Source organism: Tenacibaculum mesophilum (assembly GCF_003867075.1).
Classification (GTDB): Bacteria; Bacteroidota; Bacteroidia; order Flavobacteriales; family Flavobacteriaceae; genus Polaribacter; species Polaribacter mesophilus.
The window spans coordinates 1,754,708-1,770,149 of sequence record NZ_CP032544.1 but is presented as its reverse complement, the minus strand read 5'-3'; the positions used below and the strand labels follow the sequence as shown (position 1 = coordinate 1,770,149).

The following is a 15,442-nucleotide window of genomic DNA, read 5'->3' as shown; positions in this document are numbered from 1 at the left end:
GTGAGAAATAAAATTTTACTTATTGTTTTTGTAATAGGAATTTTAAAAGTCGAGGCACAAGTTTCGACTTTTAAAACTATTGATAGTTTAGTGAATATAGGACGTTACCAAACAGCATTAAAAAAGTTACATGAGTTAGATACTACTTTTCAATCAACCTCAAAAGTAGCATCTATTTACGCTTCAATTGATGATTATAAAAAAGCTTCTATATATTACGAAAAAGCATTGGAGTTAAAAGATGATTATTCAGTAAAAATAAAGTTAGCAAAAGCTTATAAAAAAGAGAATAAACTACAAAAAGCTATTGATGTTTATGAAGGTATTATAAATGATGATGCTGAAAATTTACTCATTAAGTATCAATTAGGAAAATTGTATACACAAACCAAGCAACCTGCAAAAGCAATCGATACTTTTAAAAATATCATTAAACAAGATAGTACAAGTGCAAATTATTATTACCGATTGGGAGTTGCTTATGGAATGTTAAAAAAAAGAAATCTAAAAATAAATAGTTTTTTAGAAGCTTATAAAAATGATACAACTCACATTAAGTCTATTCACCACTTAGCATTAGCCTACACTTCATTAAGAGATAAAGATTCAGCAAACATTTTTATAAATAAAGGTTTGGTAGTGAACCCAAATCATATGAACTTAAATAAGTTGAAAATTAATAATTTATATAGAGAAGAGAAGTTTACTGAAGCCATTCAATATTTACAAAGAATAGATACTATAGCGCCCAACGAACATTACACACAGAAAATGCTAGGGCGTTGTTTTTTCAATCTAAAGAAATATGACGAAGCAAAAAAGTACTTTAATAAAGCTATAAGAATTGATAGATCAGATTTTAAAGCGTATACCTATTTAGGAGACATCAATTTTGAAAAGAAAAAGTTTTATAAAGCTCAGCTAGATTATATGGTGGCAACTTTTGCGGGTAAAGAGCCTCGAGATGTTGAGTACTATCAATTAGCTAGAGTGTACGAAAAATTAGGAAACCCAAAAGAAGGGGTAAAGTCTTATAAAAGAGCTTTTGAAGAGAATAGAAAAAATTATAAAGCCTTGTACCAACTAGCTAAAACTAGTGAAGATTATTATAAGGATAAACGAATAGCTTATAAACATTACAAAAACTACGTAAATCGTTTTGAAAGAAAAGATTCAGTTTTAACCAAATATGCAAAAGAGAGAATAAAAGAAATTAAAAAGTACTATTTCTTACAAGGAGAGATTTTACAATAGTATTTAATTTTGTATATTCATCTTAAAATCAATAAGATGAATTCTCGTTGTGTAGCTTTTTTATTTTGTGCTTTACTATATTCTTCTTGCGACTTCTTTTCATATTTAAAAAAAGATAACTCACAAGTTGTAGATACAGTAGTTGACTTTACAAAAGTAGATGAGTACCCTGCTTTTAATAAATGTAAAGATCTACTTGATAAAGCAAAAGCGAATTGTTTTAGAAAAGAAATTCATAAAAGAATAACGACGAGTTTACAGCAACATAATTTTGTTACTAAAAATAGTTTAGATGAAGAAGTTTTAATTGATATTCTAATTAATAAAGAAGGGAAATTTGTTTTAACTGAGGTTACTGCTTCTAGTGTTGTTATGACTCAATTACCAGAATTAGATAGTATAATAAAGTTGGCAATAGAAAAATTACCAAGAATTGCTCCCGCTACCAAAAGAGAAATTCCAGTAGTAACAAAGTACCAATTACCTATTAAAATTAAAACAGAATAGTAAACTATAGCTTTAAAAGTTCTTCAACAAAATCACGACTATTAGATAAACGAGGAATTTTATGTTGTCCACCTAATTTTCCTTTTTTCTTCATCCAGTCATAAAACAGGCCTTCACGAGCTTGATGTATCTTAGGCATTGCTAAAGTCATATTATTATAACGCTTAGCTTCATAGTCAGAGTTGCAGCTTTTTAAAGCTTCGTCTAATTCTTCAGTAAAAAAGGTAAGGTTTTCAGGAGCTTTTTTAAATTCAATAACCCATTCATGGGCTCCATTTTCTTTACCATTCATAAAAATAGGACCAACGGTATATTCTTTAATTTCACAGTTGGTTTTATCGCTCGCTACTTTTAAAGCATCCTCAGCGTTTTCAATAATTAACTCTTCTCCAAAAACATTGATATGATGCTTAGTACGTCCAGTAATTTTTATACGATAAGGATTGGTTGAGGTAAACTTAACAGTATCTCCTATTAAGTAACGCCATAAACCACCATTTGTGGTAATAATAATAGCATAATTAATGCCTTTTTTTACTTCAGAAAGAGGAATTGCTTTAGAATTTTCTCCGTTGTATTCGCTCATTGGAATAAACTCGTAAAAAATTCCGTAGTCTAACATTAACAACATTTCGTCAGAATCATTTCGGTCTTGAATAGCAAAAAAACCTTCTGATGCATTATAGGTTTCATAATATTTAAAATCGTCTCTTGGAATGAGTTTCTTATACTGCTCTCTATACGGGTTAAAGTTTATTCCTCCATGAAAATAAACCTCCAAATTAGGCCAAACTTCTAAAATATTATCCTTTCCTGTTTTTTCTAATACTCTATTTAATAAAACTAACATCCAAGAAGGAACACCAACTAAGCTTGTAATATTTTCATGAATGGTTTCGTTAATAATAGCTTCCATTTTTGTTTCCCACTCACTCATTAAAGCAGTTTCTTGCTTTGGAGCTGAGCTAAAATCTGCCCAAAAAGGCATGTTTTCAATAATTATAGCCGATAAATCACCAAAATAACTGTTGTTGTCTTCGTATACAGCAGAACTACCACCTAAACGGAGTCCTTTACCAGTGAAAAGCTTTGCGTTTTCATTGTTATTGATATATAAGCATAACATATCTTTTCCTGCTTTAAAGTGACAATATTCAATAGCTTCATCACTTACAGGAATAAATTTACTTTTTGCATTGGTAGTACCACTTGATTTGGCAAACCAACGTATAGGTGTAGGCCAAAATAAATTTTGCTCTCCTTTTCTACAACGCTCAATAAGTGGTTCAATACTTTCATAACGTTGAATGGGAACGTTGTTGGCAAAGTCAGTATAACTTTTAATTGAAGAAAAGTTTTGTTGTTTCCCAAATTCAGTGTTTTTAGCAGCAGTTACAAGCTTTAGTAGTAGCTCGTTTTGAACATCAATAGGATACTTTAAAAACAACTCTACTTGATGTTTACGCTTTTTTAAGAACCAAGAGATGATTGAATTTATAAATGGAAACGTCATAGATTAACTATTAATTCAATTTTTTTACTGTAATTTTGTGAAGCTAAATGTAACAAAATTTAAGACATGCAGTACCAAGGAGTTTTAAAAAAAATGCCTACCGAGAATTTAAACACAGTTCAATACTATTTAGATATGGGAGTGGATTTTTTGAATATGAATCAGTTATTGAATAAAGAATTAACCTTAAGTTTTGTTACTTACGAGTGTTTAAACTGTCATTTAGAAAAGAAAATATACCGTCAAGGATTTTGTAAAAAATGCTTTTTTGAAATTCCAACTGCAGGAGATTGGATTATGCGTCCTGAATTGAGTAAAGCACACTTAGGAGAAGAAGATAGAGATTTGGAGTATGAAAAAAGGGTACAGCTACAGCCACATATTGTGTATTTAGCAAACTCAAGTAATGTAAAGGTTGGAGTGACAAGAAAGCAACAAGTACCCACTCGTTGGATAGATCAAGGAGCGCATGAAGCTATTGAAATAGTAGAGGTGCCGAATCGTTATTTAGCAGGAATTACCGAGGTAGCTTTAAAAGAGCATGTAGCGGATAAAACGAATTGGAGAACCATGTTGAAGAATGATATTAAAGATGAAAACTTGGTAGAGTGGCGTGAGCGATTACAAGAGTTTATTCCTGATGAAGCGAAAGAATATTATATAGTTAATAATACTGAAACGAATATTAATTTTCCTGTTGAAAAGTTCCCTAAAAAGCCTAAAAGTTTGAATTTAGAGAAAGAAGGAACGTATACAGGTAAATTGGTGGGAATTAAAGGACAGTACTTAATTTTTGAGGATGAAACAGTGTTTAATGTTCGTTCTAATGAAGGATTGGTGGTTAAAATTGGGCTATTATAATAGTTCAATTTCTTTCTGAATATTTTTTCGTGCTGTTTCCTCAAACTTTTGGTAAAAGTATTCTGTTTTGAATATATTTTTCATTGTTAAAAAATGCAGTAAAGCTTTTTTACGACCTGAATTATAGATTATATTAGGATAAATAGCGTATTCTTTTCGAACATTTTTATAATATTGAGTATATACTTCCCAGCTTTGACCTAAGATAGATAAATCAGCATCTGTAAAGTAGTTAGTGTCTGAATTTTCAGATGTTTTATGAGATTTAGTAGCTAAAATCTGTGAAAAACAATTTTCTATAACTTTATTGGGAATTGAAAGTTGATTCATTCTTTTTACAGCTAACTCAGCACTTTTTTCTTCATTGTTGTTTTTTAAAGAATTATAGATAACATCGTGATAAAACAGTGTGAATAGAATTGTGTTCCAACTACTTATTTTGGTTCTTATAGGAGTTAATTGAAAAAGTAAATTTTCAAGATGTTCTAATGTGTGATAATGTCTTTTTTTACTGGTATAATACTCTTCTATTTCTTGCCACAATAAAATATTGAAGCTATTATCGTTTGAGTAAGTAGCCAATAAGTTTAAAAAAGTGTTCTTTAACATAAAATGAGTAGAAAAAAAAGGGTTCATTCGAACCCTTTTTTTAATGTTTTACAGCTACATGATTATCGTTCATTTTCAACTCGCTAAGAACGTTTAGCGCTTCATTTACATAAATATCTTTCTGAAGGTTTTTATGCCATGCAACTCTTTTTTCTTCTAAAACAGTATCCTTTTTAAATAAATTTAACTCATATTTAGGAGAGACAAAAGTTAGATGAGAATCAAATTTAAAAATATCTTTAAACTGTTCTCCTTCTTTTGTTTTAGCTTCGCTTTCCTTTTTAAAAGCATCATAGTTTAAAGAATAGACTCTTTCGTCTTGATTTTTCTTTAACCATTTAGCATAGTCATTTATTTTATTAAACTTTTCGTTATTCATTACACGTTGTTTACTGTTGTATACTACATCAGCAAAGTTACTGTATGAATTCGTAGCAGTATATTTTGCTTGTTGTACCTTATCCCAAGGCAAAGCACCGTCTAAATCACGTTCTCCAAAGTCCATATAACTATATCGGGTAGGTAAAGAAATATCAGAATAAACTCCTTCAATTTGAGTAGAACCACCATTAATTCTATAGAACTTTTGAATGGTCATTTTTAAAGCACCTAAATCGTTAGGATATTGTTCATAAAAACGGTTTATAGGTAATACATTTTGTACAGTTCCCTTACCGTAAGTTTGTTTACCACCAATAATAACACCACGTTTATAATCTTGCATTGCAGCAGCAAAAATTTCAGAAGCTGAAGCAGAAAATTCATTTACCATTACTACTAAAGGCCCTTCCCATTGAATTTTTGGATCAGTATCAACTTTTACTAAAGGATCTTCACCACGATATTTTACTTGAACAATTGGTCCTTTGTTAATGAATAAACCACCAATTTCAATAGCTGTTTTTAAAGACCCACCACCGTTGTCACGCAAATCAACAATTAAACCTTGAACATCTTCTTCTTTTAAACGCTCAATTTCTTTTTCCATGTCTTTAGCAGCATCTCTACGGCTTAAGTCATTAAAATCTATATAAAACCTAGGAAGATTAATAATCCCATACTTTTTGCCATTCTTTTCAACAATACTTGATTTTACAAAAGTTTCTTCAAGCTCAACTACATCTCTAATAATTGGAATTACTTTAATAGAACCATCAATCTTTTTCTTTACAGTTAAACGTACCTCAGTTCCTTTTTTTCCTTTGATAAATTTTATGGCATCATCTAAACGCATTCCAACAATATCTAAAGGCTCTTCATCACCTTGTGCAACTTTTAAAATAATATCGTCAGCTTCTAATTCACCTTGTTTCCATGCTGGACCTCCAGAAATTAATTCAACAATATGGGTGTAAATTCCTTTTTTTTGCAAACGAGCTCCAATACCTTCTAATTTACCAGACATCTCTTGATCAAAACGTGTTTTAATTCGAGGAGACATATAGGTTGTATGTGGATCAAAACCGCTTACTACACTGTTTAAAAAAGTAGAATACCAATCAGAGTTCTCAAGTTCACCGATACGCATATATAAATCGTCCATATTTTTTAGGACTTTCTTTCTTGCTTCAGCCTCTAGTTCTTTAAAGCTTTTCTTTTTAAAACTTTTATCCTTTTTAGCTTTTTCGTTTTGCTGGTTTTCGGCGTCTTCAATGTTACTTAAAATAGATAGTTTTAATTGCTTTCTCCAGTAATTCATTAATTCAGTTTCGTTTTTAGCATACGGAACCTTATCATAATCAACATCAATAACCTCTTTCTTTTTATAATTAAAAGGTTGTTTTAATAAGGAACGATAGGTCTTTTTACCAGACTCCATCTTTTCTAAAAAGCGTTGATACACCAATTTGTAAAAATCAATATTTGAGTCTCTTAATTGATTGTCTATTTGATATTTATATTGAGAGAATTCTTTTAAATCTTCTTGAGTAAAATAACGTTTATTAGGATCAAGTCCATCGATAAATGTGTTATATACATGTTCGGAAAAGTCATCATTTAATTTTTTTTGAACGTAATGATATCGACTTAAAATATTTTTTAAAACGTAAACAATTACACGATCTTTTTCTGGATCGTTGTTAGGAACTGTATTAGAACTAACAGAATTAGAAAATAAAAGTGTGATTGCTAAAAATGGTATAATAAACTTCGTCTTCATAAAATCTTCTGTCTTTTTAATTTGTGTTGAGTCGTTGTGTTGCTAAGCTACTAAAATAATGCCAATTTTTTAGCATTATTACTTTTTATAAATGCCTCTAAAAACTTCTTGAGTCTTTTTATGGTCTTCATTTAGAAGATTCCAAACTTGAGTTACAGAACCATCTTTGTTTTTTGTCCAAGTAACTTGATTGTAATAATTGCCTTTATCTTTTTTTATAAGATCACTTTTTAAAATCATAGAATTATCTTTAAAACTACCTTTTAAAACTAATGAAAAACCAGTGTTATCAATCCAAACCTGATTCCAAGTATTATCTTTTTTATTGTAATAATTGTAGCTAGTCCCTTTATTTTTGGATGTTTTTGAATCCCAATTTTCTTGAATAGCACAGGCATTAGGCGTTTTTATAACATTATTGTGACCAATTAATTTTCCTTCAGTGTTATAAACATTCCAATTTCCGACCCAAAAATCAAATTGGGTATAACCTATTTCGTTACATGGTATTGTGGGGGCGTTTTGTGCTGAAATAATTGAAAAAAAAGAAGAAATTATAAAAATAGTTACATAAACAATAATCCGTACCATAATGCTTGGGTTTGATTACCACAATTTTACACATAAAATGAACCAATTTGTCTTTACAAAATGTTAAAAAAAGAATCCATTTTTTATATTACATTTGTTGTAAAACTTACTTACTATGCAAGATAGACCTTTGATTTTAGTTACGAATGATGACGGAATTACGGCTCCTGGTATTCGTATGTTGATTGAAATTATGAATAAAATAGGGGATGTAGTGGTGGTGGCTCCTGATAGCCCACAAAGTGGAATGGGGCATGCTATTACGGTGAATAATGTGTTACATTGTAACCCTATAACCATTGATGAAGGTCCACAAATAGAGTACAGTTGTTCTGGTACGCCTGCAGATTGTGTTAAAATGGCAAAAAATGAAATCTTAAATCGTACACCAGATTTATGTGTTTCAGGAATTAATCACGGATCCAATTCATCCATCAATGTAATTTATTCAGGAACGATGAGTGCTGCTGTTGAAGCAGGTATTGAAGGGATTCCAGCAATAGGTTTTTCTTTATTAGATTTTGATTGGCATGCTGATTTTAGAGCTGCACGTAAGTTTATAGAAAAAATAGCGTTAAATGTTTTATTAAACGGATTACCTGACGGGGTAATTTTAAATGTAAACATTCCGAAGTTGAAAGAAGACGAAATTAAAGGAGTTCGTATATGTAGACAAGCGAATGGTTATTGGAAAGAAACGTTTGATAAACGTAAAAGTCCGTTTGGCAAAGAGTACTATTGGCTTTCAGGAGAGTTTATTAATAGAGATAAAGGACAAGATACTGATATTTGGGCGTTAGAAAATGGTTTTATATCGGTAGTGCCTGTTCAATTTGATATGACAGCACATCACGCAATTCAAAAGTTACATACATGGGACATATAAAAAAAGAAATACTAATAGGAATCATAGTCTCATTGTTGGCAACAACTTGTGGCTTCTTTGTTTATTTAGAGTACATTTCAGAACTTAGTATTTCAGAAACGATTTCTAAAATAAGAGAAGGAGGGGTATTAGGTTCTGTAATAGCTCTGGCAGCAATACCTAACTTATTTGTTTTTTGGGTGTTTTTAAAGAAAAAACAAGATTACAGAGCAAGAGGAGTGTTAATAACTACAATTGCTGTAGCTTTATTAACAGCATATTTAAAGTTTTTCTAATTTTAATACATGAAATATTACATTCTTGTAGGTGAGGCTTCAGGTGATTTGCACGGAGCTAATTTGATGAAGGCCTTGTTAAAGGAAGATCCGAAAGCTGACATTCGTTTTTGGGGAGGTGACCTAATGCAAGAAGTTGGCGGTACACTTGTTAAGCATTATAAAGAGCGTGCTTTTATGGGCTTTGTTGAGGTGTTGATGAATTTACGAAAGATTTTAGGAATGATTTCTTTTTGTAAAAAAGATATTGCTCAATTTAATCCTGATGTAATAGTTTTTATTGATAACTCAGGTTTTAACCTTCGTATAGCTAAGTGGGCAAGAAAGCAAGGTTTTAGAACCAATTATTATATATCACCTCAAGTTTGGGCAAGTAGAGCAGGTAGAGTAAAAGATATTAAACGAGATATCGACCAAATGTTTGTAATTCTCCCATTTGAAAAAGAGTTTTACAAAAAGTATGATTATAATGTTCGCTTTGTGGGTCATCCTTTAATCGATGGAATTGCAGGAAGAGAGCAAGTTTCTATCGAAAAGTTTAGAAAAGAACACGACCTTGGACATAAGGAGGTTATAGCACTGTTACCAGGAAGTAGAAAGCAGGAAATAACAAAAATGTTATCAGTAATGCTTTCATTGGTAAAAGATTTTCCACAATATCAGTTTGTAGTGGCAGGAGCACCAAGTCAATCGTATGAGTTTTATAAAGAAATTATTGGAGATGCCAATGTAAAATTCATTAATAATAAAACGTATGACTTGTTAAGTATTTCACATGCTGCTTTGGTTGCGTCAGGTACAGCAACACTAGAGGCAGCTTTGTTTAAAGTACCTCAGGTAGTGTGTTATAAAGGAAGTAATATTTCTTATCAAATAGCTAAGCGAATAATAACATTAAAATATATATCGTTAGTAAATTTAATAATGGATAGAGAAGTGGTAAAAGAGTTGATACAAAATGATTTTACCAAAAAAAAATTACAGTACGAATTAACACGTATTTTAGAATTAGAACATCGCCAGAAATTATTTTTGTCATATTTTGATTTAGAACAAAAATTAGGAGGAAAAGGAGCTTCTGAAAAAACAGCGAAGTTGATTGTTGCAGGAGTGAAAAAATAAAAAAGCATGATAAAAAAAATCTTATTTATATGTATAGTATCATTTTTAATGATTTCTTGTGGATCATCAAAAAATGTAAGTACTACATACCAAACAAGAACAAAAAAAGTAGCAAAAGTTAAGAAAAACACACAATTAGCAACAACTAAATCATCAAGCAAAATTACAGTTGCAGATAAAATAGTATGGACAGCAGTTACTTATAAAGGTGTGCCATATCGTTTTGGAGGAATGACGAAAAGAGGAATGGATTGTTCAGGATTGATTTTTACTTCGTTTAAACAACGAAACATGCCTATCGCAAGAACGTCTCACCAAATGTATTTACAAGGAGAAAATATTTCTTTACGAGAAGTTCAAAGAGGAGATTTACTGTTTTTTAAAACCTCAAGAAAAAGAGGAAAAGTAAATCATGTAGGGTTGGTAACTTCTGTAGATAATGGAGATATTCGTTTTATACATTCAACTACATCACGAGGAGTAATAGTAACCTCGCTACATGAGAATTATTGGAAACGAGCTTTTATTAAAGCAAAACGGGTGTTGTAAAATGTTAAGAAATCAAATATAGTTTTTAGCATAAAAATAACCTTTAGTTAAAGATAAAAATAATTTAATACTTTTGGAGAACCCTCTTAAATCTCTATAAAGTAAATGAAAATATTAGATGTAGTAATAATTGAAGATGAAGATTTAGCAGCAACTTCTTTAGAAAACTTATTGCAGAAAAGTCCTTATCCAATTTCTGTAAAAAAGCGGTTGGAAAGTGTAGAAGATTCAATTCTTTGGCTTAAAGAAAACACTTGCGATTTAATTTTAAGCGATATTCACCTTGGAGATGGTTATAGCTTTGAAATTTTTGAAAGATTGAAAATTTCAATTCCTATTATTTTTACAACAGCTTTTGATGAGTATGCCATCAAATCATTTCAGTTTTTTGCCATAGATTATTTATTAAAACCCTACAGTGAAGAGCTACTTAATAAAGCCATAGAAAAATATGTAAACCTTAATGAGAATAAAGGATACACTGATAAGCTTGAGCAATTATTGTTACAAATGAACAATAAAATAAAGCATCAAAAAGAAAAAGAACGCTTTTTGGTGTCAAAAGGAAGTTTATCTATTTCTATTAAAAGAGAGGAAGTCGCTTATTTTATGGCACAAGGAAAGTACTTGTTCTTGTTTACTTTTGATAACGAAAGTTACCTTTATGATGGAACAATTTCTAGTTTAGAAGAAGAACTATCTGAAAAATACTTTTTCAAGATTAATAGAAAATATATTATTCAACATTCAGCGATTAATAATATATCAAAATATAGTAATAATCGTATAAAAATAGAATTACAACCAAACTTAAATGTAGAAGAGATGCTTTTAGTGAGTGCTCAAAGAATTAAAGAGTTTAAAAAATGGTTGGATAATTAGTTCTTATGAAGTTTCCATTAAAAAAAAGAAAACATCAATACTACCTGCTGGTAAGTGTATCGTTAATAATATTATTTTTTATTGGATACGAATTAATAACAAATAAAATTACGTCAGAAGCAGAGAGGTTAGTAGAAGAAGCAACAACTCAAAACGTAAGAGAGAAGAAAGGAATATTACAATTTGATTTTAACGAGTTTGATAAGTTTATTTCAGGAGCAGAAAAGATTATAGATAACAGTACTGTATTAAAGAGAGAGCAACTTAAAAATCGATTGGTTTTTAATAGCGAGCTAGCTTTTTCTGAGGAAATTATTGATGCTAGTTTTATTTATTTTTTTAAAGAAAATGAGGCCGTATATACTTCTTTTTTAGGAGAAAAAAAACTAGAAAAAGAAATCCTACACGGGATTAGAAAATTAAAAAAAGAAAATCAGGTTTTTGAAGTAGTATCAACACAAAAAGATACTACGTATTACCAGAAAATTATTGTAAGAAAACAATCAGACAATACTACAATAGTATACGGCTACAGTATTAATTTATTAAAATATTGGAATTATTTTTCACAAAAATATAGTGTTTATGGAGGGTATGTTATTGTAACAGACAAAACAGGTGTTTGTATGTTGCATCCAGATACTAATTACATTGGAAAATATGAAAAGACATTTTTTAATACTATTTCACCCCAAAATATAATTAAAAAAACGAAGAGTAATGAATTGAAAAATAATGGGCCAATAAAAGTAACAGTAAAATCAGAGTATTTAAACCTAGAAGTGGTAAGATATTATGATGTGTTACAAGTAGGTAACTCTGAGTTAATTTTAATAACAAGTTTCCCTTTAAATATTTCAATCAGAGAATCTGTTAACGATATTAAACAATATTTATTATGGATGAGTTTGTTGGCATTACTAACCTTTATGTTAATATTAGCTTTTTCTCGAGGTCAACTAAGGAGTCAATATTTAAAAACGCTTCAGTACGAACAAGAAAGAAAACGATTGGCTATTAGTAACGAGCAATATCAACAAAAAAACGCACGATTACAATTAAGTCAATTACGAAAAAAGCTGAATCCTCATTTTCTATTCAACACCCTAAATTCTTTACATGTTTTAATAGGAGTAGATAAAAAAATGTCTCAGCAATTTGTATTAAAACTTTCAGAGGTATATAGGTATTTGTTAAAAGAAAGAGAAGCAAACTTGGCTACAGTAAAAGATGAATTACATTTTTTAGAGCAATACTTCTTTTTGCAAAAAATTAGATTTAGTAATAGTATAAATCTATCTGTTGTAGATAATAGTGGAGGAAAAGCTTTATCAAAAAAAATTCCTTTTTTAGCATTAGAAACATTGGTTGAGAATGCTATTAAACATAATGAAATAACAAAAAAAAATCCTCTTTTTATTAAAGTTTTAATTGAAGAAGACCAGATAATAGTAAGTAACAATTATAATCCAAGAAAAAATAAGAAAGAAGCAAGTTATAGCGTAGGCTTAGGGTATTTAAGTAATTTCTACGCATTTTATAACGTAAAATCATTTAAGACAGAGGTTTTTAATGAAGATTTTAAATGTTATATGCCTTTGTTGTCAAAATAATAAAATTCACTCCTTTATAAAGTAACTTCACTCTCATTTAGTTTTAATCAAACATCTTCATTTCTACATTTGGTTTCTTCTTAATAACAACATAATTTATGAAGGGGCATTCTCAAATGAAGAACATTAATTTAAAAGTACTTAGTTTATTCTTGGTGTTTTTTACCACAATGGTAGCAGCACAAAAGAAAGAAGAAGAAAAAACAGATACTATTAAAAGTACTAGTAAAGTTTCGTACAAGAAATTACAAAAAGAGGGAAACAAAAAAGAGGGACTGTTTAATATTTACAGATTAAAAGAAGACATCTACTTTGAAATCCCAGATTCATTGCTTTCAAAAGATTTTTTAATAGTAAATAAAATATCTCAAGTTCCTTATGAATTTAATGGGTACGGATTGAACAAGGGTATGGCCTATGAAACTAAATTAATTAGGTTTTATAAAGATACCTTATTAAATAAAGTGTGGGTAAAAACAATTAATCCAAGAGTAACTTCTCCAAAAAATAATGCAATAACTCGTTCAGTACGTAATAATTTTGGAGAGTCTATTATAGAAGGTTTTAAAATAGAGTCGGAAAATGAGAAAAAAACATCTGCGTTTATAAAGGTAAATAGAATTTTTAATGGCGAAGATAAGAGTTTTAATGATTTATTTTCTAATCTAGGTTTACTACTAAGTGTAAAAACAAAACTATCTAAAATAGATGAGTTAAAAACTTTTTCTAAAAATATTGTAGTAAAATCGCTTTTTACTACTTCTGTAAAAGAAGGTAACAGACCAGTTTTACAGCAATCAATTGGAGTTACAACCAATATAGTTTTGTTACCAACAAATATAATGAAACCACGTTTTGGAGATAAAAGAATAGGATATTTTAGTAAACCTATGGATTATTATTCTGATAGTCAGCATGAAGTAGAACATCGTGAATTAATTACACGTTGGAGACTTGAGCCCAAAAAGAAAGATGTAGAGAAATATAAAAAAGGAGAATTAGTAACACCAAAAAAGCAAATTGTTTATTATATAGACCCAGCAACACCAAAAAAATGGGTGCCATACATAAAAAATGGAGTATATGATTGGAATAAAGCTTTTGAGCAGGCTGGGTTTAAAAACGCAGTAGTTGTAAAAGAGGTTACTAAAGAAGATAAAGATTTTGATATTGATGATGTTCGCTATTCGGTAATTACCTACGTGGCATCAGAAAGACAAAATGCTATGGGACCTTCTATAGTTGATCCAAGAAGTGGAGAAATTTTAGAATCAGATATTATTTGGTGGCATAATTTAATGAAAGGATTACACCAATGGATTCGCGTTCAAACCGGACCTATAAACCCAGAAGCAAGAGCTAATATTTTTTCTGATAAAATAATGGGAGAATCTATTAGATTTGTATCTTCTCATGAAGTGGGGCATACTTTTGGATTAAAACATAATATGGGGGCTTCTTTTAGTTATCCAGTAGACTCGTTAAGGTCAGCTAGTTTTACCAAGAAAATGGGAGGTACAGCACCATCTATTATGGATTATGCTCGTTATAATTATGTAGCCCAACCAGGTGATAATGTAACCGAAATTAGTCCAAAAATAGGAGTGTATGATAAGTATGCAATCAACTGGGGATATCGTTGGTTAGATATAAAAACACCTCATGAAGAGTTGCCCATATTAAATCAATGGATACGAAAGCATGAAAACGATCCAATGTATTTTTATGGTCCACAACAAAGAAATATTATAGATCCAAGATCTCAAAGTGAAGATTTAGGAGATGATGCTGTGAAAGCAAGTAAGTATGGGTTAGAGAACTTAAGAAGAATAGTTCCAAACATTATTAAATGGACGTATGAAGAAGGAGAAGATTATTATAAGGCAGCAAAGCTTTATAAAGCGGTGATTGATCAATGGCAACTATACAGCGGACATGTAATGGCAAACATAGGGGGTATATATATAAATAACACAATACATGGAGATGGTAAAAACACTTTCGTTCCAGTACCAACCAAAATACAAAAAGAAGCACTCGATTATATCATAAAAGAAACAATTTTACCACAAAAATGGTTGTTTGCTCCAGATCTTATACACAAAGTATATCCAGTAAGAGACGCTCCTGATGGTGAACGTTTTTACTCTCCAATTTCCATGCACCGTGCTTATCAAACAAATATGATTTATCGTTTAATCGAAACAGATAGATTAATGCGAATTATTGAGAACAAAGTACTGGCTTCAGACAAAAATGATGTGTTTACAGAAGAGTACTTATTCAATGAACTTTTCGAGGCTATTTTTAAGAAAACGATTAATAACAAACCTATAGATATGTTTGATCGTATGACCCAGAAAAATTACGTGGATGTATTAACAGTAGATAGAAATATATTATTAAAGAAAACTAAAGAAACAAACTTAAAAAGTAAGAACTTCAAAAATGTACATTTCTCTTATATACCAAGGGTATCAGACGTAGGTTCAAACAAGAGAGCTGAATTAGAAAGAATCTTAAAATTATTAAAAAGAAAAAGAAAGAAAGGGGACAAGGCTACTCAAAATCACTACAATGATTTAATAGCTAGAATTGAATATAATTTGAATAATTAAG

General features: G+C 30.0%; 14 protein-coding genes. 10 read left to right on the top strand and 4 right to left on the bottom strand.

Annotation, left to right across the window (positions count from 1 at the left end):
- On the top strand, positions 1 to 1,254 hold the full coding sequence (locus D6200_RS08105; RefSeq protein WP_073184432.1) for a tetratricopeptide repeat protein: 1,254 nt from the start codon (positions 1 to 3) through the stop codon (positions 1,252 to 1,254).
- A gap of 36 nt (positions 1,255 to 1,290) precedes the next feature.
- The gene (locus D6200_RS08100) at positions 1,291 to 1,761 is read left to right on the top strand and encodes a hypothetical protein (protein ID WP_073184394.1); all 471 of its coding nucleotides are present in this window, start codon (positions 1,291 to 1,293) and stop codon (positions 1,759 to 1,761) included.
- A gap of 4 nt (positions 1,762 to 1,765) precedes the next feature.
- Here D6200_RS08100 and D6200_RS08095 read toward each other — a convergent pair whose 3' ends face one another.
- On the bottom strand, positions 1,766 to 3,274 hold the full coding sequence (locus D6200_RS08095) for a GH3 auxin-responsive promoter family protein (protein ID WP_047790535.1): 1,509 nt from the start codon (positions 3,272 to 3,274) through the stop codon (positions 1,766 to 1,768).
- A 66-nt stretch (positions 3,275 to 3,340) separates the two neighbouring features.
- Here D6200_RS08095 and D6200_RS08090 point away from each other — a divergent pair, with 66 nt between their 5' ends.
- Positions 3,341 to 4,135, top strand: coding sequence for a DUF2797 domain-containing protein (locus tag D6200_RS08090; protein WP_073184395.1), 795 nt, complete (start codon positions 3,341 to 3,343; stop codon positions 4,133 to 4,135).
- Here D6200_RS08090 and D6200_RS08085 read toward each other — a convergent pair.
- From D6200_RS08085 to D6200_RS08075, 3 genes are all read right to left on the bottom strand, one after another.
- Complete coding sequence (locus tag D6200_RS08085; RefSeq protein WP_073184396.1) at positions 4,130 to 4,771, bottom strand: HD domain-containing protein; 642 nt, start codon at positions 4,769 to 4,771, stop codon at positions 4,130 to 4,132. The two genes, D6200_RS08090 and D6200_RS08085, sit on opposite strands and share 6 nt — an antisense overlap.
- Before the next feature lie 13 nt (positions 4,772 to 4,784).
- Positions 4,785 to 6,905, bottom strand: coding sequence for a carboxy terminal-processing peptidase (locus D6200_RS08080; RefSeq protein ID WP_047790532.1), 2,121 nt, complete (start codon positions 6,903 to 6,905; stop codon positions 4,785 to 4,787).
- A 78-nt stretch (positions 6,906 to 6,983) separates the two neighbouring features.
- Positions 6,984 to 7,496 carry a hypothetical protein gene (locus D6200_RS08075; RefSeq protein WP_053056772.1) on the bottom strand — a complete coding sequence of 171 codons (513 nt, stop codon included), beginning with the start codon at positions 7,494 to 7,496 and terminating at the stop codon, positions 6,984 to 6,986.
- Between the two features lie 115 nt (positions 7,497 to 7,611).
- Between D6200_RS08075 and surE the strand changes: the two genes are divergently transcribed.
- The 7 genes from surE (at position 7,612) to D6200_RS08040 (ending at position 15,441) form a co-directional block, all read left to right on the top strand.
- Positions 7,612 to 8,382, top strand: coding sequence for a 5'/3'-nucleotidase SurE (surE, locus tag D6200_RS08070; protein ID WP_047790531.1), 771 nt, complete (start codon positions 7,612 to 7,614; stop codon positions 8,380 to 8,382).
- A complete protein-coding gene (locus D6200_RS08065; RefSeq protein ID WP_073184398.1) occupies positions 8,370 to 8,657 on the top strand; it encodes a hypothetical protein in 288 nt (95 codons plus the stop codon). Before surE ends, D6200_RS08065 begins: the two co-directional genes overlap by 13 nt.
- Before the next feature lie 9 nt (positions 8,658 to 8,666).
- Entirely contained in the window at positions 8,667 to 9,779 is a 1,113-nt protein-coding gene (gene lpxB / locus D6200_RS08060; protein ID WP_073184400.1) for a lipid-A-disaccharide synthase, read from the top strand.
- A 6-nt stretch (positions 9,780 to 9,785) separates the two neighbouring features.
- Positions 9,786 to 10,328 carry a C40 family peptidase gene (locus tag D6200_RS08055; RefSeq protein ID WP_073184402.1) on the top strand — a complete coding sequence of 181 codons (543 nt, stop codon included), beginning with the start codon at positions 9,786 to 9,788 and terminating at the stop codon, positions 10,326 to 10,328.
- A 105-nt stretch (positions 10,329 to 10,433) separates the two neighbouring features.
- Complete coding sequence (locus D6200_RS08050) at positions 10,434 to 11,210, top strand: LytR/AlgR family response regulator transcription factor (RefSeq protein ID WP_073184404.1); 777 nt, start codon at positions 10,434 to 10,436, stop codon at positions 11,208 to 11,210.
- Positions 11,211 to 11,215: 5 nt separating this feature from the next.
- Positions 11,216 to 12,823: a sensor histidine kinase gene (locus D6200_RS08045; protein ID WP_073184406.1), complete on the top strand. Its 1,608-nt coding sequence runs from the start codon at positions 11,216 to 11,218 to the stop codon at positions 12,821 to 12,823.
- A 98-nt stretch (positions 12,824 to 12,921) separates the two neighbouring features.
- Positions 12,922 to 15,441 (top strand): zinc-dependent metalloprotease, encoded by a 2,520-nt coding sequence (locus D6200_RS08040; RefSeq protein WP_073184408.1) that lies wholly within the window; start codon positions 12,922 to 12,924, stop codon positions 15,439 to 15,441.
- Position 15,442: the final 1 nt, after the last annotated feature.

Coding starts and splice junctions, on each gene's coding strand:
- D6200_RS08100 (WP_073184394.1), top strand. CDS start 1,291: ATGAATTCTCGTTGTGTAGCTTTTTTATTTTGTGCTTTACTATATTCT.
- D6200_RS08095 (WP_047790535.1), bottom strand. CDS start 3,274: ATGACGTTTCCATTTATAAATTCAATCATCTCTTGGTTCTTAAAAAAG.
- D6200_RS08090 (WP_073184395.1), top strand. CDS start 3,341: ATGCAGTACCAAGGAGTTTTAAAAAAAATGCCTACCGAGAATTTAAAC.
- D6200_RS08085 (WP_073184396.1), bottom strand. CDS start 4,771: ATGAACCCTTTTTTTTCTACTCATTTTATGTTAAAGAACACTTTTTTA.
- D6200_RS08080 (WP_047790532.1), bottom strand. CDS start 6,905: ATGAAGACGAAGTTTATTATACCATTTTTAGCAATCACACTTTTATTT.
- D6200_RS08075 (WP_053056772.1), bottom strand. CDS start 7,496: ATGGTACGGATTATTGTTTATGTAACTATTTTTATAATTTCTTCTTTT.
- surE (WP_047790531.1), top strand. CDS start 7,612: ATGCAAGATAGACCTTTGATTTTAGTTACGAATGATGACGGAATTACG.
- D6200_RS08065 (WP_073184398.1), top strand. CDS start 8,370: ATGGGACATATAAAAAAAGAAATACTAATAGGAATCATAGTCTCATTG.
- lpxB (WP_073184400.1), top strand. CDS start 8,667: ATGAAATATTACATTCTTGTAGGTGAGGCTTCAGGTGATTTGCACGGA.
- D6200_RS08055 (WP_073184402.1), top strand. CDS start 9,786: ATGATAAAAAAAATCTTATTTATATGTATAGTATCATTTTTAATGATT.
- D6200_RS08050 (WP_073184404.1), top strand. CDS start 10,434: ATGAAAATATTAGATGTAGTAATAATTGAAGATGAAGATTTAGCAGCA.
- D6200_RS08045 (WP_073184406.1), top strand. CDS start 11,216: ATGAAGTTTCCATTAAAAAAAAGAAAACATCAATACTACCTGCTGGTA.
- D6200_RS08040 (WP_073184408.1), top strand. CDS start 12,922: ATGAAGGGGCATTCTCAAATGAAGAACATTAATTTAAAAGTACTTAGT.